The sequence below is a fragment of the Acinetobacter sp. ACNIH3 genome (assembly GCF_002918965.1).
GTDB classification, from domain to species: Bacteria; Pseudomonadota; Gammaproteobacteria; order Pseudomonadales; family Moraxellaceae; genus Acinetobacter; species Acinetobacter schindleri.
Map to the genome: position 1 here is coordinate 15,336 of NZ_PQLP01000021.1, position 15,995 is coordinate 31,330.

Here is a 15,995-nt window from a genome sequence, read left to right on the forward strand (position 1 = left end):
GATACCGCCATCTTCTAAACGTCCCTATCGTCTAGAGGCCTAGGACATCGCCCTTTCACGGCGGTAACCGGGGTTCGAATCCCCGTAGGGACGCCATCTATTTTCCTCTGTCTTTTTATTTCTATTATTCAGCTATTTAAGTCGATTAAATTCCGCACACATAAAAAACCTATTAATGCAAATAATTCTCATTATTATTGATTATCACACCAAAGTTAATGATAATCACTTTCATTATCTTTTACAGATTCAACCCTTCTCATGCGTTTTGCTTATTCAACACTTTCTATTGCAGTTCTAACAACATTATCAACCTCTAGCTTTGCAGAAGAATCAAATTATCAAGAATCCATCCTTAATGAAGCTACGGTTAAGTTCAACACGATTATTATTGAAGCTCAGCAAGAAAATGAATTTGGAAAAACCATTTATTCAAAAGAAGACTTAGAAAAAACGCCGAATAGCTCTAAAAATATCACTGACTTTCTAAAAGTAAATCCGAATGTGCAGTTTAGCAATGAACATATGGCAGCCAGCTCACAAGCTGATTTAAAACCGGCTGAAATTTCGATTCATGGTGCACAATCATTTAATAATAAATTTGTGGTCAATGGCGTCAGCAACAGCAATAACCTCGACCCTGCTGGTTCAGGAACAACCAACTACGGTGCAGTGTCTGGCGGTTCACAAGGTGTGGCAATCAACACCGATTTATTGTGTAATTTAGAAGTATTAGACAGCAACATTAATGCAAAACACGGTGGCTTCACCGGTGGTGTGGTTCAGGCAGAAACCTGTGCGCCTAAATCTGAAATTGGCAAAGTCCATGGTAGCATCACTTATGACTATACAGAAAGTGACTGGAACCACTACCACTTAAAAACCGATGCAGACAAAGGACTTTTTGAAGGTGCATCAACCCAGTCAAACCAAAAAGAGTATGTTCGCCAAGGTGTTAGTACCAATATTTTTGCTAAGCTTTCAGAGGTCTATGGCTTCGATTTCTATGCTTCACAACGTAAATCAGCAATTCCTGTTGAAAGTGGCTTACCTGCACCAAAACAAATTGATCAAGAAAAACGTAATACCAATGTCGGCGGAACCTTGTATGTCGATCCAAATGCAGACACCAGTATGAAATTCGGTTTCGCTTTAGGTGATTTGGAAGACAATACTTACGCAGACAAACGTCGTAACTCTCACAGCAGCACCAATAATCAATCAGCTTTGATTTTCGCGGAGATGCAACAAAAACAAGATTGGGGACAATTAACACACAAGCTCAATTACCAAAAAATTGACAATGCCCGTGAATCAACATCTGATCGTGGCATAAACTGGATGTATGCAGCAGGGAGCAAAGACTGGGCGAATACTGAAAAAGTATCGGAAGGTGCCATCTCTGCAGATATTGATTTAAAACAATCTTCTGTGAATTATGGATTAGATGCGGTATTTAATAACTTTAAATTTGCAGACACCGACCATCAAATCAGCGCCGGTTTTACCTATCATTATGATGATGTGCAATGGGAACGTAGCAAAGATTTTTCAACTTTCTATGGCGTAACATCAGGGAAAACCCAAAACTTGTTTGATCTTAAAGGTCAACAATGTCAAATCAATGATCCCCTCTGCGATGAAAATACCACGGTTGTATTCCTGAACAATAAAGTCCCTACGGTCTTTGATGGCCAATACTTTAAAAAGGGTAATGTATACAAAGCAGGTAGCTTTGCTGGTCAATATCATCAAGCAGCCTTGTATCTAGAAGATAATCTTCATTGGAACAACCTCAATGCCCGTCTAGGTGTGCGTGCTGATTATGATGAATCAAATAACAATCTTAACTTTGCACCACGTAGCAGCATTAGTTATCAGCCTTTTTCCAATAAATTATTAACCCTGACTTCAGGTTGGAACCGCTACTATAATGCCCCAACGTATATGACGGACTTGCGTCAACATCTGACCTCATTAGATTTTGACATCAGCCGTGCTGATCAAAATTCTGAATGGGTTGAAGAAGCAAAAGTTTCAGCCAATGATACACGCCGCAAGGATCTTAAAACCCCATTTGCAGATGAATTTGTCCTTGGGTTTAATAGCCAATTTAAAAACACCAATCTCAGCTTAAAATGGGTGAATCGTCAGTATGATGATGAAATCACCCGTAATAGAACTGATATTCCAAACCACTATTTTACTTATTCTTATGAGTTTGATAACAGCGGTTATGGCGAAAATGATACCGTAACGCTAGAACTTAATACGATTGAGCCACTTAAATTTAAAGGCACTCAACATGATTTAGGCTTAGCGGTCAATTACTCGGAAGTGTACCGTAGTGCACCAGATTATACGGAAAACTTTACCGAAGAAGATCTTCAGGAGCTGATTTCCTATGATGGCAAAATCATGCCTTATGGTGACCGCCCTGCATCAAACTATAACCAACCGATTACTGCACGTGTCATGTGGAATATTGGCTTTGATTCTCTTCCTTTAAAAATTTCCAACTTCTTTAGCTATAAAGACACCTATGAGCAAGTGCTAGAAGCGAGCTCTGCTGACAAAGTGGTGCATGATGGCGTTAAAATCGATACTTATACGCTACAAGATGTAAAACCTCGTTTTACATGGGATGTGCGCACTACCTATGATTGGAAAGTTTCAAAAGATTATTCAGCGATTTTTGGCTTAACGGTAAATAATATTACTAACCGCAATAATTTATATGTGAGTGGAAGCAAACTGTACTCTGAAATTGGCCGCCAATTTATCGCAGATATCACTTTTAAATTCTAACTCATGGACAAAGAGCACTCAGGTGCTCTTTTTAATTTGCTTAGGCTATAATTACTGCAATTTCATCTCTTGCATTTGTGTCATGTTAAAAAAGATCTTACTGGTTTTAATGATTTTAGCACCTTCCGCACTGTACCTCTATATCGTCAACCGTGAAGATAAAACCGAAGCACCTGCGGAACAAACGGTTCCAGCCAGTCAACCGGCCGAATCCCAAACACCTGACCATTAAATCCACACTGCTTAAACTCCTGTAAAGTGACGGGAATTTGAGGTTTTAATGTCGATTTCTGATGCTATAAACTGATGGATACGCTAGTTTAAAATCAGAAATCACGTTAATCCTTTGTTCTTGTTTAATGTTTAATCTGTTAATTCATTTTTAGCAAAAAGCCTTTTGACAAAGCTTAGCTTAGTCCTTAACATAGCTATCACCTCGCAACGTCCCTATCGTCTAGAGGCCTAGGACATCGCCCTTTCACGGCGGTAACCGGGGTTCGAATCCCCGTAGGGACGCCATTTATTGATCTCATACGATCAGCACTTATTCAGAATTACTATTATTTGATTGCAGATTTGTAGTTTTTGACTACAATAGCTCGCTTCATTCCTTTGAAGTATTTCGTATTTCCTATGCACTCATCTCCGAATGATGCTACGCATCAGGGCAATTCTGCGCCTTTAAAACGCGCTATGAGTACTCGACATCTGGTCATGATTTCGCTTGGTGGCGCAATCGGGACCGGCCTATTTTTAGGGTCGGGTGAAGTCATTGCACAAACGGGGCCTGTAGGTGCCATTCTTGCTTATCTCCTCGGCGGTATCATCGCTTACATGGTTATGCTATGTCTGGGTGAACTTGCCGTACATATGCCTGAATCTGGTTCATTTGGTGCTTATGCCAAACGTTATATTGGACCGGGCACAGGTTATACCATTACCTGGTTATACTGGCTGACCTGGTCAGTGACACTGGGAACCGAATTTACCGCTGCAGCTTTATTGATGCAGGAATGGTTCCCGGACAGTTCCATGTGGATGTGGACACTGGTCTTTGGTGCGCTTGTGTTTACACTGAATATGATTTCGACCCGCTGGTTTGCAGAATCCGAATTCTGGCTGGCCCTCATTAAAGTTGTCACTGTTATTGCCTTTATCCTGCTGGGATTATTGGCCATATTTGGTGTATTGGGTTATGCAGGTCAGGAAACTGCCCCGCTGTTTAGCAATCTGACAGCTCAGGGTTGGTTTCCTGAAGGCCTGTTCCCCATCTTCACAACAATGCTGATTGTCAACTTTGCCTTCTCAGGTACAGAACTGATTGGTGTAGCCGCTGGTGAAACCAAAGATCCTGCCAAAAACGTACCGAAAGCCATCAATACCGCAATTTTCCGTCTATTGATTTTCTTTGTAGGTACGATTGTCGTGGTGACATGTCTATTACCACATCAAGAAGCAGGTCTTGCGGCGGAAGGTGTAAGTAGTAGCCCATTTGTGACCGTATTCCAGCACATTGGTATTCCATATGCTGAAGACGTTATTCGCTTTGTAATTATCACTGCGCTGTTGTCTGCAGCAAACTCAGGTTTATTTGCTGCCTCCCGTATGATGTGGTCATTGTCTTATAGCAAACAATTACCAGCCATGTTCTCAAGAGTGAATGCTCGCGGTATTCCTTACATTGCGGTAATCGTGACTATGATTGGTGGTATGCCAGGTCTGTTGTCTGAACAGTTTGCGCCAGAAACCATTTTCACCAACCTGTTAGGTATTGCAGCCTTTACCATGGTGGTGGTCTGGATGAGTATCTGTCTGAGTATGTTCAACTTCCGCCGTGAATGGTACAAACAAGGGAAAACAGCTAAAGATCTTGCTTTCGCTGCACCGTTGTTCCCGATTGTGCCGATTCTGGGCTTCCTGTTCTGTCTGATCACCTGTATCAGTATGGTATTTGATCCAACAATGCGGATCAGCTTCTTTGGCTGTCTGGTATTTATTGGACTTTGCTATGCCAGCTATTATAAGTTTTATCACAATAAAGCTTAAATCTTAGCGCTAACAAAAGAGCAGCTCCGGCTGCTCTTTTGTTATCTATACTGAATATGTTTCAGGCAGCCACAGCGGTGTGTCGATGAAAATTATTTATATCCATGGGATGAACAAGCAGAATTTTAGTTCTGCTTCATTAAAGCAACGTTGGCTAAGTCTGCTTAAACATGGTCTGGAACAGTCGCATCGACAGGCCTGTTTTGCCTATATCAAACGTCATGTTCGTATCCCTTTTTATGGAGATTTACTGTTACGGCATCATTTACATAATGTATTGAACGCCAGTACCTTAATACCACAAGACTGGCCACATTTTCCCTTGCGCCAGCCACTTAAATCCCAACCGTCGCCGCCACATTTTCATCAGTATTTAGCTGAAACTTGCAAGATTCCCGAATTAAATATTGAGGATGCTCTGACTTTTAACCAGAAGCTGAAATTTATTACTAGCTTAAGCCGAAATACAGCCTTACGGGATTTTATGGTCTTGCTCAATTATTTTCCCCATCTGCATGATACGCTCATCAAAAAATTTCTGATTGAAACATATTCCTATCTGGCCAATGCCAGATTCATGCAGCAAGTTCATCAGCGTATTGGTCAGCGACTACATGACAATAAATCTTGTATCTTGATCGCACACTCCTTAGGTAGCGTGATTGCCTATCATTATCTGCTTTTACATCCGGAATTAAATGTGCAGCGCTTTATTACGCTGGGATCACCCATGGCCTTTCGTGTGATACAGGAACACTTGCCGCAACCGATGACCCGACCCGAGGCCATTCGTGGTGACTGGATCAATTTTTATTGTAGCGATGACTTTCTGACTGCCTTTCCCTTATCAGAACCACCCTTCCAGTTTCAGCCAGCGATTATTAATCAGAAAATTCGTACCTCCATCTATCATCCGCATGATATTGATGGTTATATCCAACATCCCGACGTCATCACAGCACTGCTGGAATTACTTTAGGATTTACTTAAACAGCGGGATTAAACTTTTACCGTTTTATTCCTATCTTTTTTCTATGTAGTAAAATCCTTGATCCGTATCTATCAATTTACTGCTTTTTCTACTTTTTTATAAATATACAACTGTCTGTTAATGGTTGTTTTATCAAAGTAATTTACACATGAACACCACAAAAAGTACAGCTTGGCTTGCCGCATTTTTCTCTATACTGTGAATATATAGATCGACCTCCGTGAGGTATCGATGAAAGTTATTTTTATTCATGGAATGAATCAGCAACATCATAGCGCTGCATCGATCCGTCAGCGCTGGCTACATATACTTCAAAAAGGCATTCGCAAACATCATCACGATGCCAGATTCAGTTATTTACGACGTCACATTCACATTCCATTTTATGGGGACTTGCTTTCTCGCTATAACGTCCGCAACATCCTCAATGCTGGCACCCTGATGCCACAACAATGGCCCAGCTTTCGGTTCCGTCAGCCTGCTCAACCTCAGCTTCCTGCACCAGTTCCACGCCCTGGCTGGCGCAAACCCGTGATTTCCGATCTTCCCCAGCTCAACCTGAATGACTCCATGAATTTCAAACAGAAATTCAAATTTATTACTACACTGAGCAAAAATGTTGCGCTGCGGGACTTTGTGTTATTACTCAATTATTTTCCCAGTCTGCATCGTAGCCTGCTTCAAAAATTTCTTATTGAAACCTATTTGTATCTCGACAATCCGGGTTTCATGAAAGAAGTTCATGAGCGGATCGCCCGGCAATTGAATGGTCGCAAACCTTGTATTGTAATTGCTCATTCTCTGGGTAGTGTGATTGCCTATAATCATCTTATTCAACATCCGGAACTCAATGTACAGCGTTTTATTACTTTAGGATCGCCATTAGCATTCCAGGTGATCCAGTCACATTTACCACAACCGATTGTACGACCTGCTGCAATTACGGGCGACTGGATAAATTTCTATTCAACTGATGATTTCCTCACCGCTTTGCCTCTTACCCAACCGCCATTTCAGTTTCAACCTGCAATTATTAACCACGGCATTCGTACACATATTCACCGCCCGCATGATATTACTGGTTATTTACTCCATCCGCTGGTGGTAGAAACAATTCTAGAATTGCTTAAAAATCCGGCTTAAACCATGTATTTTTCAAGTATTTTCTTAAGATTGTTTTAATTTTATGCACTCGGTTCAAAAAACTAGAAAAAGTGCAGAAATGCGTTTGACACCCCCCTTTTTTCACCCTATTATACGCCCACCTCTGAAACGTCCCTATCGTCTAGAGGCCTAGGACATCGCCCTTTCACGGCGGTAACCGGGGTTCGAATCCCCGTAGGGACGCCAATTTTCAGAAAGTAGTTTTATTAAGTCCCTATCGTCTAGAGGCCTAGGACATCGCCCTTTCACGGCGGTAACCGGGGTTCGAATCCCCGTAGGGACGCCATTACTTCAAATTGAAAGTAAAGGTTTTAAAATATCTTCTGTACTGTCCCTATCGTCTAGAGGCCTAGGACATCGCCCTTTCACGGCGGTAACCGGGGTTCGAATCCCCGTAGGGACGCCATATTCGAGATGATTATCTTAAAATGATCTTCTTATAAAAAAGCTCAGGCATTGTAACCTGGGCTTTTTTATTGCCTTCAATTTAATTTATTTTTACCATATATTCAAAATAATAAACCTCTAAAAATTTACGCACTTTTGCAAAGTCCTTGTATTTTCCGCCATAAAATCGAACAAAAACCAGACATCTGATCTTTCACATAAGGCTAAGGTAAGTTAGGAGCCAATATGCAAGGATAAGATTATGTTCACGAGTACGGAGTTTTGTTTAACTGCACCCCCATTTGAAAATCTTGTTCAAGAACCAACTAAAAGCTTCAAAGATTGGGTGGATTTTTTTCTGGATGAGCAGATCTCTAAAAAAACAAAAACAGATTCGGCAGAACAATACCTCAGTCAGTTAATCCAGCACATCGATCTAAGTTCCATGAGCTGGCTCGACCAACCCGAACATGCTGCTACGCATTTTTTAGAAGAACATCATAAAATTTGTGGCATATTTCAGGATTATCTCAGCCGTCGCAAACAAGGCGGACAACGTGAATACTTTGCTACGGTATCGCATGCATTTGAATTTCTCTACCGGGTTGCACCTACAAAAATGGTCGATGGCTCATGGTTATACTCTACTCTGGAACATGCGGATCAACCTGCGCTTAAAGACCTGATTCATATTTATCTGGAAGAGCTGGGGCTAGGTCACCCACAAGCCAACCATGTCACCATGTATCAGGATCTGCTAAATAACTATGAACTCACTGCCTATAGCGAACAACTCGACGACCGCTATTATGAACAGGCAGCTGTCCAGTTGGCTTTAGCTTATGCGCCAGCTGAATATTTACCGCTGGTGATTGGCTTTAATCTGGGCTATGAACAACTACCGCTACATTTATTGATTACCAATTATGAACTGGCTGAACTCGGTATCAATCCGCATTACTTTAATGTGCACATCACGATTGATAATGCGCATAATGGCCATGCGCAAAAATCCCTGCAAGCTTTCCTAGATCTATATCGTTCTGCAGAACACCCGGAGCGCTATCTGGAAATGGTCAAACAGGGTTACTTGCTGAATGACATAGGCAAAAGCTCTACCCAGATCGTGCGTGAGTTGGATCTCGATGCCCAGGTGTTGAAACTGTTTCAGCAGAAAGCTTTAATTGGTCAGTACATTCATAACCAGAAATGCCAGTTTAGCGGCAAGACCATCAATGAGTGGTTGTCACAACCTGAACAGATTCAGGATTTTCTACAGGTCATGATGGATAAAGGCTGGATCCAACGTGGACTGTCTGTAGAGCAAAGCCGTTTCTGGAAACTGATTGATGATCCAGATGGCAAGATGTTTGGCGTATTTAATGCCACAGAGAAACAGATAATTCGTGACTGGATTCAAGGGCCAGAACTGGCTCGACGGCTTTCTTCACATCAACTACGGACGCAAACACCGATAATCAGCCGGCAAGAGCAGCATAAGCTGGAAGAACTTCGCTTGCATCTAAAGCGTTGTGACAATAATGAAGAAAAACTGGAGATTCTCACGCCTTATGTAGCACCACATTGTCATTATCAGCAGCTTGGACTTTGGGCGACACAACAGGTCTCTAAAATCCTGTTTCCTTTCCAGACCCAAGCGGTGCAATTCAGCTAAATCTGTTGCATTTAAAAAGGCACCTTATGGTGCCTTTTTATATGTAGATCAGGTTATGCAGATTTACGTGAATTAATCTGTCCTTTAATCACAGCAGTGACATTGCCTTTTAGATAATGCAGGAAAACTTTTAATGGTGACAGTTTGGGATTTGGCTGCTTACCTTGAGCAATCCGTTTAAACTGTGCGGCATACCAGATGATTTCCATGATTGCCATTTTATCAATCATTGGAATACCGGTTTTAATCTTCTCTACCGCATAGCGTACATCCTGCCCTGCCACGAGCTTCTGCCCCAGATCAGTTTCTACTGCAAACGGACGGGCAATACCAACAAAATCACAGGCACCACTCTCAAGTGCAGCATTCATACCAGCAGCAGTTCTAAAACCGCCAGTCACCATAATATGGCAGCTCACTTCCTGACGGATTTTTTCGGCAAAATCCAGGAAATAGGCTTCACGGGCAATCGTGGAAGCTTTACGTTTATCCGCTTTAACGCCTGCCATTGCTGGTGCTTCATAGCTACCGCCGGACACTTCAATCAGGTCAATGCCTACTGCATCAATAGCTTTAAAGACATAGATCACATCTTCTTCGGTGATACCACCACGCTGGAAATCAGCCGAATTCAGTTTAACGGAAATAATGAAATTTTCTGAAGTCGCAGCACGCACTGCCTTATAGATTTCTAATAAGAAACGGGTACGGTTTTCAATACTGCCACCCCACTGATCCTGACGTTTATTGGTCAATGGCGATAAGAACTGACTGATCAGATAGCCATGCGCACCATGAAGCTGTACGCCTTCAAATCCTGCTTTTTCACAAATTGCAGCAGAAGTTGCAAAACGCTGGATAATATCCAGAATTTCATCTTCGCGCAGTTCACGTGGGGTACCAAAACTGACAGCCAGTGCCGGACTAAATGGCACTGCCGATGGTGCTACAGTTTCCCGATTCAAACCTTTTGGACATTGACGCCCCGGATGTGACAACTGCACCAGTTGCACCATACCATGACGTTTGCCAACTTCTGCCCAAGCCTTAAGTTTGTTCAGGTCACGTTCTGTTTCAGCGACTACAACACCCGGTTCATTCTTGGCACGAAAATCCACCATGACATTACCAGTAATCGCACAACCTAGCCCGCCTTTAGCCCAGGCTTCGTAGAGTTTCAAATGTGAGTCATTCGGCTGACCAGCATCATTAGCGAGTGCCTCGCTCATAGCTCCCTTGATGATACGGTTTTTAAAGATGGTATTACGAATCTGAATTGAATCTGCCAGTTGTGTCATACTTTTTTCCTAAACATTATGCTTTTATTCTGTCGGTGTTATACCCTGTCAGCAAGAAATTGACAATAACCCATGTCAATTTCATTTAAAAAGATTTGTAGTTTTAATATTGGCTGGCTGCAATTAACTGGCGGGTATAGTCAGTTTGTGGGTGCAGGAATAATTGTTCAGTCTCCTGAACCTCCATAACTTGTGCATGATGCAGTACCAAAACCTGCTGGCAGAGTGCACGTACCACTTGTAAGTCATGACTGATAAACAGGTAGCTAATTCCTTCTTCCTGTTGGATACGACGTAACAGTTTCACAATTGCACGTTGTGTAGTACGGTCCAGCGCAGAAGTCGGCTCATCCAGAATTAAAAGTTTTGGCTCTAAAATCAATGCTCTTGCCAATGATACACGCTGACGCTGCCCCCCAGAAAGCTCATGCGGATAGCGGTCTTTAAAAGATGCGGGCAGCTCTACCCGCACTAAAGCTTCCTCGACACGACTACGGATTTGCTCCTCGGTCATCGCCTTCAAGCCCAACCCTTCACCAATGATCTGTTCAATAGTCATACGCGGATTCAGGCTGCTAAATGGATCCTGGAAGACGATCTGAAAATTACTACGTAATGGTCGTAAGGCTTTTTCAGACAATTGATTCAAATCCTGATTTTCCAAAAGGATTTGACCGTGGCTTTCAATCAATCGTGCTATGGCCAAAGCAAGTGAGCTTTTACCTGAACCACTTTCGCCCACCACTCCAATCGATTGTCCCTGCAGCATGCTTAAATCGAGCGGTTCGACAGCAGTGACATAGTCCTTAATGCGATTCAGTAAACCCTGTTTGATGGGAAATTTGACTTCTACCTGCTTAAGTTCGAGCAAGGTTTCAGTCTGAGCTAAAGGCAGTGCCTGACCAAAATCATGATTGAGCAAGTCTTGGGTATAAGTTGATTGGGGTGAATTAAAGATCTGTTGTACTCCACCTTGCTCTTCAACGCAGCCCTTGTTCATGACAATCACCTGATCAGCATAGCGTCTCACCAGATTCAGGTCATGACTGATCAGAATCATCGCCATCTGTCGACTCTGCTGTAAAGATTTCAGCAAATGTAAAATCTGGGCTTGCAAGGTGACATCGAGTGCTGTAGTTGGCTCATCTGCAATCAGGATATCTGGATCTAGTGCCAATGCCATGGCAATCATCACGCGCTGACGCTGGCCACCAGATAATTCATGCGGATAACGTCTTAGTTTGTCCTCAGGTTCAGGAATACCAACATCCTTCAGTAACTCCAGCACCCGTTCTCGTGCCTTGGCTTTAGACCAGCCCTGCAACAACAAGGTTTCGCCAATGATCTTTTCTACCCGATGCAAGGGATTGAGTGCCGTCATCGGCTCCTGAAAGATCATGGCAATTTTCTTGCCGCGAATCTGACGTAATTGGAGCTGAGAAAGCGTCAGTAAATTCTGACCATCTAATACCGCCCGGCCTTGTACCTTTAAATTTCTTGGCAACAAACCCAAGATTGCCAGAGTACTAATCGATTTACCTGAACCGCTTTCACCGACAATCGCCAAGGTCTGCCCGGCAGACAGTTCAAAACTTAGCTGTTGTACCAGCACCTGATCTAGACTGCTGATCTGCAGATTTTCGACCTGTAGAAGCGGTGTTGCGTTATTGACGTCTTGGATCGAATGCATCACGCGTCGCCTCCCCAATATAGATCAGTAAAGATAGAACTATGGCCAGCGTAAAGAAGCCGGATAAAGCCAGCCACGGCGCATTCAGATTGTTTTTGCCTTGTAGCAGCAATTCACCCAGTGAAGCCGCATCAGGTGGCAATCCATAACCAAGAAAATCCAGTGCTGTCAGTGCGGTAATATTAGCCGTCAGCATAAATGGTAGCTGTGACAGACTCGAACTCATGGCATTGGGTAAAATATGGCGGAAGATAATCGCGCGATCAGAAACACCAAGGCTACGCGCGGCACGCACATAGTCAAAATTACGTGCCCGTAAAAATTCAGCCCGTACCAGACCAACCAGGGTAGTCCAGCCGAACAGCAGCATGATCAGGAATAGCCAGTACACGTTTGGGGTAAACATGCTGACCAGAATCATCACCATAAACAGCATCGGCAAGCCGCCCCAGACTTCCAGAACGCGTTGCCCTGCCAAATCAATCCAGCCACCATAGTAGCCCTGAATCGCACCGATTATAATGCCGATCACGGCAGATGCGATGGTCAGTGCAAAGCCGAACAGCAATGATATTCGTAGACCGTAAAGGATTCGTGCCAACACATCACGACCTTGGTCATCAGTCCCTAGCCAGTTTTGTGGCGTGGGTTCAGACGGCACAGGCACTGCCAGTTCCAGGTTTGGCGTCTGGTAGGAATATTCAATCAGTGGCCACAATGCCCAGCCCTTGGCATTGATTAACTGCTGGACGACGGGATCTTTATAATCTGCTTCAGTTTCAAACACACCACCAAATGTGGTTTCCGGATAAGTCTTAAATGCCGGCACATACAGTGAACTGTCATATCTCACCAGCAGCGGTTTATCGTTAGCAATCAGTTCTGAACCTAAAGATAAAATGAAAATAATGATAAAGATAATAAAGCAGCTGAAACCGAGTTTATTTTTCTTAAACCGCTGCAAGCGCGCTCGCATGATAGGTGACATTATTTGGCACCTCGCGAGTCAAAGTTAATCCGCGGGTCGATCACCTGATACATCACATCACTGATCAAACGCAGAATCAGCCCAAGCAAAGTAAAGATAAACAAGGTCCCAAAAATCACTGGATAATCACGCTGTACAATCGCTTCAAAGCCAAGCAGACCTAATCCATCTAAGTTAAAGATAATTTCAATAAACAGGTTACCGACAAAGAAGATCCCGACCAGTGCTTCTGGCAGACCCGCGATGACAATCAGCATGGCATTTCGGAAGACGTGTCCATATAGCACACGCGATTCATTTAAGCCCTTGGCACGTGCTGCCAGTACATACTGTTTGCTCAGCTCTTCCATAAAAGAATATTTGGTTAAGTAAGTCAGCCCAGCAAAACCGCCAATTACCATCGCCAGCAATGGCAAGGTCATATGCCAGAAGTAATCCTTAATTTTTCCGAACCAAGACAATTCAGCAAAGTTTTCCGATACCAACCCTTGCAATGGGAACCATTGGAAATAGGAACCACCCGCAAAAAATACGATGAGTAAAATGGCAAAGACAAAAGCCGGAATGGCATAACCCACGGCGAGCAGCATCGAAGTGGATTTATCAAACAGGCTGCCATGCTGACGCGCCTTCCGGATCCCGAGTGGAATCGAGACCAGATAAATCAGCAAAGTACTCCACAGTCCCAATGACAGAGAAACTGGTAATTTTTCCAACAATAATGTAGTTACAGGTTTATCTTTAAAGAAACTGATGCCGAAATCTAGCTGTACATAGCTTTTCAGCATTTCCCAAAAACGGATATGAGCGGGCTGATCAAAACCATATTGAGCCTTGATTTTTTCCACCATCTCGTCACTCAGGCCTTTGGCACCCTGATAGCTGCTTTTGGACTGTGCAGTTTCTGCACCTGTGGTTCCGCCCATGCCCTGAAAAGTTTCTGCCTGTTGAATGGCCTGTTCGACCGGTCCACCCGGCGCAATCTGAATGACAATGAAATTAATCAGCAGAATCAAAAATAAAGTCGGGATAATCAGCAAGAGCCGCTTAAGTATGTAGGTTCCCATTGTCAGTGATATTCCTTATTATTTTTGACGACGTAAATATTGGCTCACTTGTGCAGCTTTTTGTGGATTACTCCACCAGAAGTCGAATCCAACAGCAAGCTTTGGCTTGATCTTTGGCTGCTCATACATATTCCAGTAAGCATACCAGTTGCCGCCTTTCCCATAGGTCGGAATCTGATAATAACCAGCACGCAGCAGACGATCCAATACTTTGGTACGAATCACCAATTGCTGGCGATCCGGTGCCTGAATCACCTTGGTAATAGCATCATCAATCACAGCATTTTTGATACCCGCATAATTGTAATTACCCGGCTGATCTGCTGACGCACTACTCCAGAACTGTGCCTGCTCATTGCCCGGGTTGAGAGATTGTGGCAAGACATTGGTCGTCATATCAAAATCTTTACTGCGCATACGTTCAATGTACTGAGGTACATCGACATGACGGATATTCACCGTGATCCCCAGCCGTTTTAGGTTACGTATAAAAGGCATTAAAGTACGTTGCAAACCATCCTGATGAATTAGAAACTCAAGTCGAATCGGCTTAGCTTTTGGATCAGTCAGTTGCGCATTGTGATAACGGTAACCCGCCTTGAGTAACAATTCCCGCGCGACCAGTAAATTCTTGCGATTAAAGCCTGAAGCATCCGAAACTGGATATTTCCAGGCTTTCAGCACACCAGCACGCTGAATCGGATCTAACTTAGCCAGATAAGGCTTTAAAATCGCCAGTTCTTCAGCTGAAGGCATGCCCTTCGCTTCCAGCTCACTATTAGCAAAATAACTTTGTAAACGGTGGTATTGACCATAAAACAGTGCTTTGTTCTGCCACTCAAAATCATAGGCATAAGTTAAGGCCTGACGAAAGCGAATATCCTGCATTGGTGCACGACGGGTATTAAATACAAAGCTTTGTGTCGGAATCGGGTTTTCATGATTGAAGTTGTATTTCACCACCATCTTGTCCTTGATGGCTGAAAAATTGTATTCCGTTACCCATTTACGTGCGGTGTATTCCTGATGTACGGTATATTGACCAGACTTAAAGCCCTCAAAACCAACATCCATATTGCGGTAATAAACAAACTTCAGGCGATCAAAGTTATATTTACCCCGGTTAACAGGTAAATCCTTCGCCCAATAATTTGGATTGCGTTTATAGCTAATGCTGCGTCCCGCATCAATACTTTCAACCAGATAAGGTCCTGAACCCAAAATGGGCTGCATAGTGATACGAGTAAAGTCTTTGCCCTGCCAGTTCTTTTTGGAATAGATCGGCATCTGTGCCAGGATCAGCGGCATTTCCGAATTATTATTCGACTTGAAGCTCATCTTGACCTGGTACCTGGATAGTACCTCGGTTTTATCCAGATCTGACAGATACATCTGCAAGCCTGGATTACCCTTAGTTGTGTATGTATCAAAACTGAATTTTATATCTTCTGCAGTGACTGGCGTACCATCATTAAAACGTGCTTTGGGATTCAGATGATAAATCACATAGGCAGTTTTTTTTGGATCATAGGTGACTTTTTCAGCCAGCAAGGGATACATCACGCCCGGCTCATCCAGGGAACTGACCATGAGCGTATCAAACAGGTATTCCACGCCATCTGCTGCTGTACCTTTGCCATTCATGGCATTCAGGTTATCAAAGGTACCATTGGCAGACTGGCTGAGATATCCACCTTTGGGTGCTGCAGGATTGGCATAGGGTAAATGTGTCAGCCCGGCATATTTGGGCTGACTATGAATGGCGATATAAGGGGTGGTCTGCAGTGCAGCCCAAGCCCCCTGAGTAATGACCGAAATTCCACAGATATAAATCAGGCGCTTTGCAGCAGCAAACGGCATTCAGATACTCCCTGTATCATT

11 protein-coding genes and 5 tRNA genes are annotated in these 15,995 nt (G+C 43.3%); 11 read left to right on the forward strand and 5 right to left on the reverse strand.

The features are described from left to right. Positions 1–20: 20 nt before the first annotated feature. From C3420_RS09875 to C3420_RS09920, 11 genes are all read left to right on the forward strand, one after another. Positions 21–96, forward strand: a tRNA-Glu gene (locus C3420_RS09875). 165 nt (positions 97–261) lie between these two features. Beyond that, on the forward strand, positions 262–2,808 hold the full coding sequence (locus tag C3420_RS09880) for a TonB-dependent receptor plug domain-containing protein (RefSeq protein ID WP_103800407.1): 2,547 nt from the start codon (positions 262–264) through the stop codon (positions 2,806–2,808). A gap of 82 nt (positions 2,809–2,890) precedes the next feature. Further along, positions 2,891–3,040: a hypothetical protein gene (locus C3420_RS17385; RefSeq protein ID WP_167456609.1), complete on the forward strand. Its 150-nt coding sequence runs from the start codon at positions 2,891–2,893 to the stop codon at positions 3,038–3,040. Positions 3,041–3,251: 211 nt separating this feature from the next. Beyond that, positions 3,252–3,327: transfer RNA gene (locus C3420_RS09885), tRNA-Glu, on the forward strand. A 114-nt stretch (positions 3,328–3,441) separates the two neighbouring features. Next, entirely contained in the window at positions 3,442–4,854 is a 1,413-nt protein-coding gene (locus C3420_RS09890) for an amino acid permease (RefSeq protein WP_004810673.1), read from the forward strand. Positions 4,855–4,939: 85 nt separating this feature from the next. Further along, a complete protein-coding gene (locus C3420_RS09895) occupies positions 4,940–5,833 on the forward strand; it encodes an alpha/beta fold hydrolase (protein WP_103800408.1) in 894 nt (297 codons plus the stop codon). 243 nt (positions 5,834–6,076) lie between these two features. Further along, positions 6,077–6,988, forward strand: coding sequence for a hypothetical protein (locus C3420_RS09900; protein ID WP_103800409.1), 912 nt, complete (start codon positions 6,077–6,079; stop codon positions 6,986–6,988). 131 nt (positions 6,989–7,119) lie between these two features. After that, positions 7,120–7,195, forward strand: a tRNA-Glu gene (locus C3420_RS09905). A 24-nt stretch (positions 7,196–7,219) separates the two neighbouring features. Beyond that, positions 7,220–7,295 (forward strand) — tRNA-Glu (locus tag C3420_RS09910). A 44-nt stretch (positions 7,296–7,339) separates the two neighbouring features. Then, positions 7,340–7,415: transfer RNA gene (locus C3420_RS09915), tRNA-Glu, on the forward strand. A gap of 243 nt (positions 7,416–7,658) precedes the next feature. After that, complete coding sequence (locus C3420_RS09920) at positions 7,659–9,071, forward strand: iron-containing redox enzyme family protein (RefSeq protein WP_103800410.1); 1,413 nt, start codon at positions 7,659–7,661, stop codon at positions 9,069–9,071. A 53-nt stretch (positions 9,072–9,124) separates the two neighbouring features. Here C3420_RS09920 and C3420_RS09925 read toward each other — a convergent pair whose 3' ends face one another. The 5 genes from C3420_RS09925 to C3420_RS09945 all read right to left on the reverse strand — a co-directional run bounded on the left by C3420_RS09925 (position 9,125) and on the right by C3420_RS09945 (position 15,974). Then, positions 9,125–10,369, reverse strand: a complete 1,245-nt coding sequence (locus tag C3420_RS09925) for an NADH:flavin oxidoreductase/NADH oxidase family protein (protein WP_048881575.1) — start codon at positions 10,367–10,369, stop codon at positions 9,125–9,127. A 103-nt stretch (positions 10,370–10,472) separates the two neighbouring features. Further along, positions 10,473–12,059 (reverse strand): ABC transporter ATP-binding protein, encoded by a 1,587-nt coding sequence (locus tag C3420_RS09930; protein WP_103800411.1) that lies wholly within the window; start codon positions 12,057–12,059, stop codon positions 10,473–10,475. Next, positions 12,034–13,047: an ABC transporter permease gene (locus C3420_RS09935; protein ID WP_103800412.1), complete on the reverse strand. Its 1,014-nt coding sequence runs from the start codon at positions 13,045–13,047 to the stop codon at positions 12,034–12,036. The genes C3420_RS09930 and C3420_RS09935 overlap by 26 nt, the downstream gene beginning before the upstream one ends. Then, positions 13,047–14,114 carry a microcin C ABC transporter permease YejB gene (locus tag C3420_RS09940; protein WP_004810685.1) on the reverse strand — a complete coding sequence of 356 codons (1,068 nt, stop codon included), beginning with the start codon at positions 14,112–14,114 and terminating at the stop codon, positions 13,047–13,049. The genes C3420_RS09935 and C3420_RS09940 overlap by 1 nt, the downstream gene beginning before the upstream one ends. Positions 14,115–14,132: 18 nt before the next feature. Further along, the gene (locus C3420_RS09945) at positions 14,133–15,974 is read right to left on the reverse strand and encodes an extracellular solute-binding protein (protein WP_103800413.1); all 1,842 of its coding nucleotides are present in this window, start codon (positions 15,972–15,974) and stop codon (positions 14,133–14,135) included. Between the last annotated feature and the right edge of the window lie 21 nt (positions 15,975–15,995).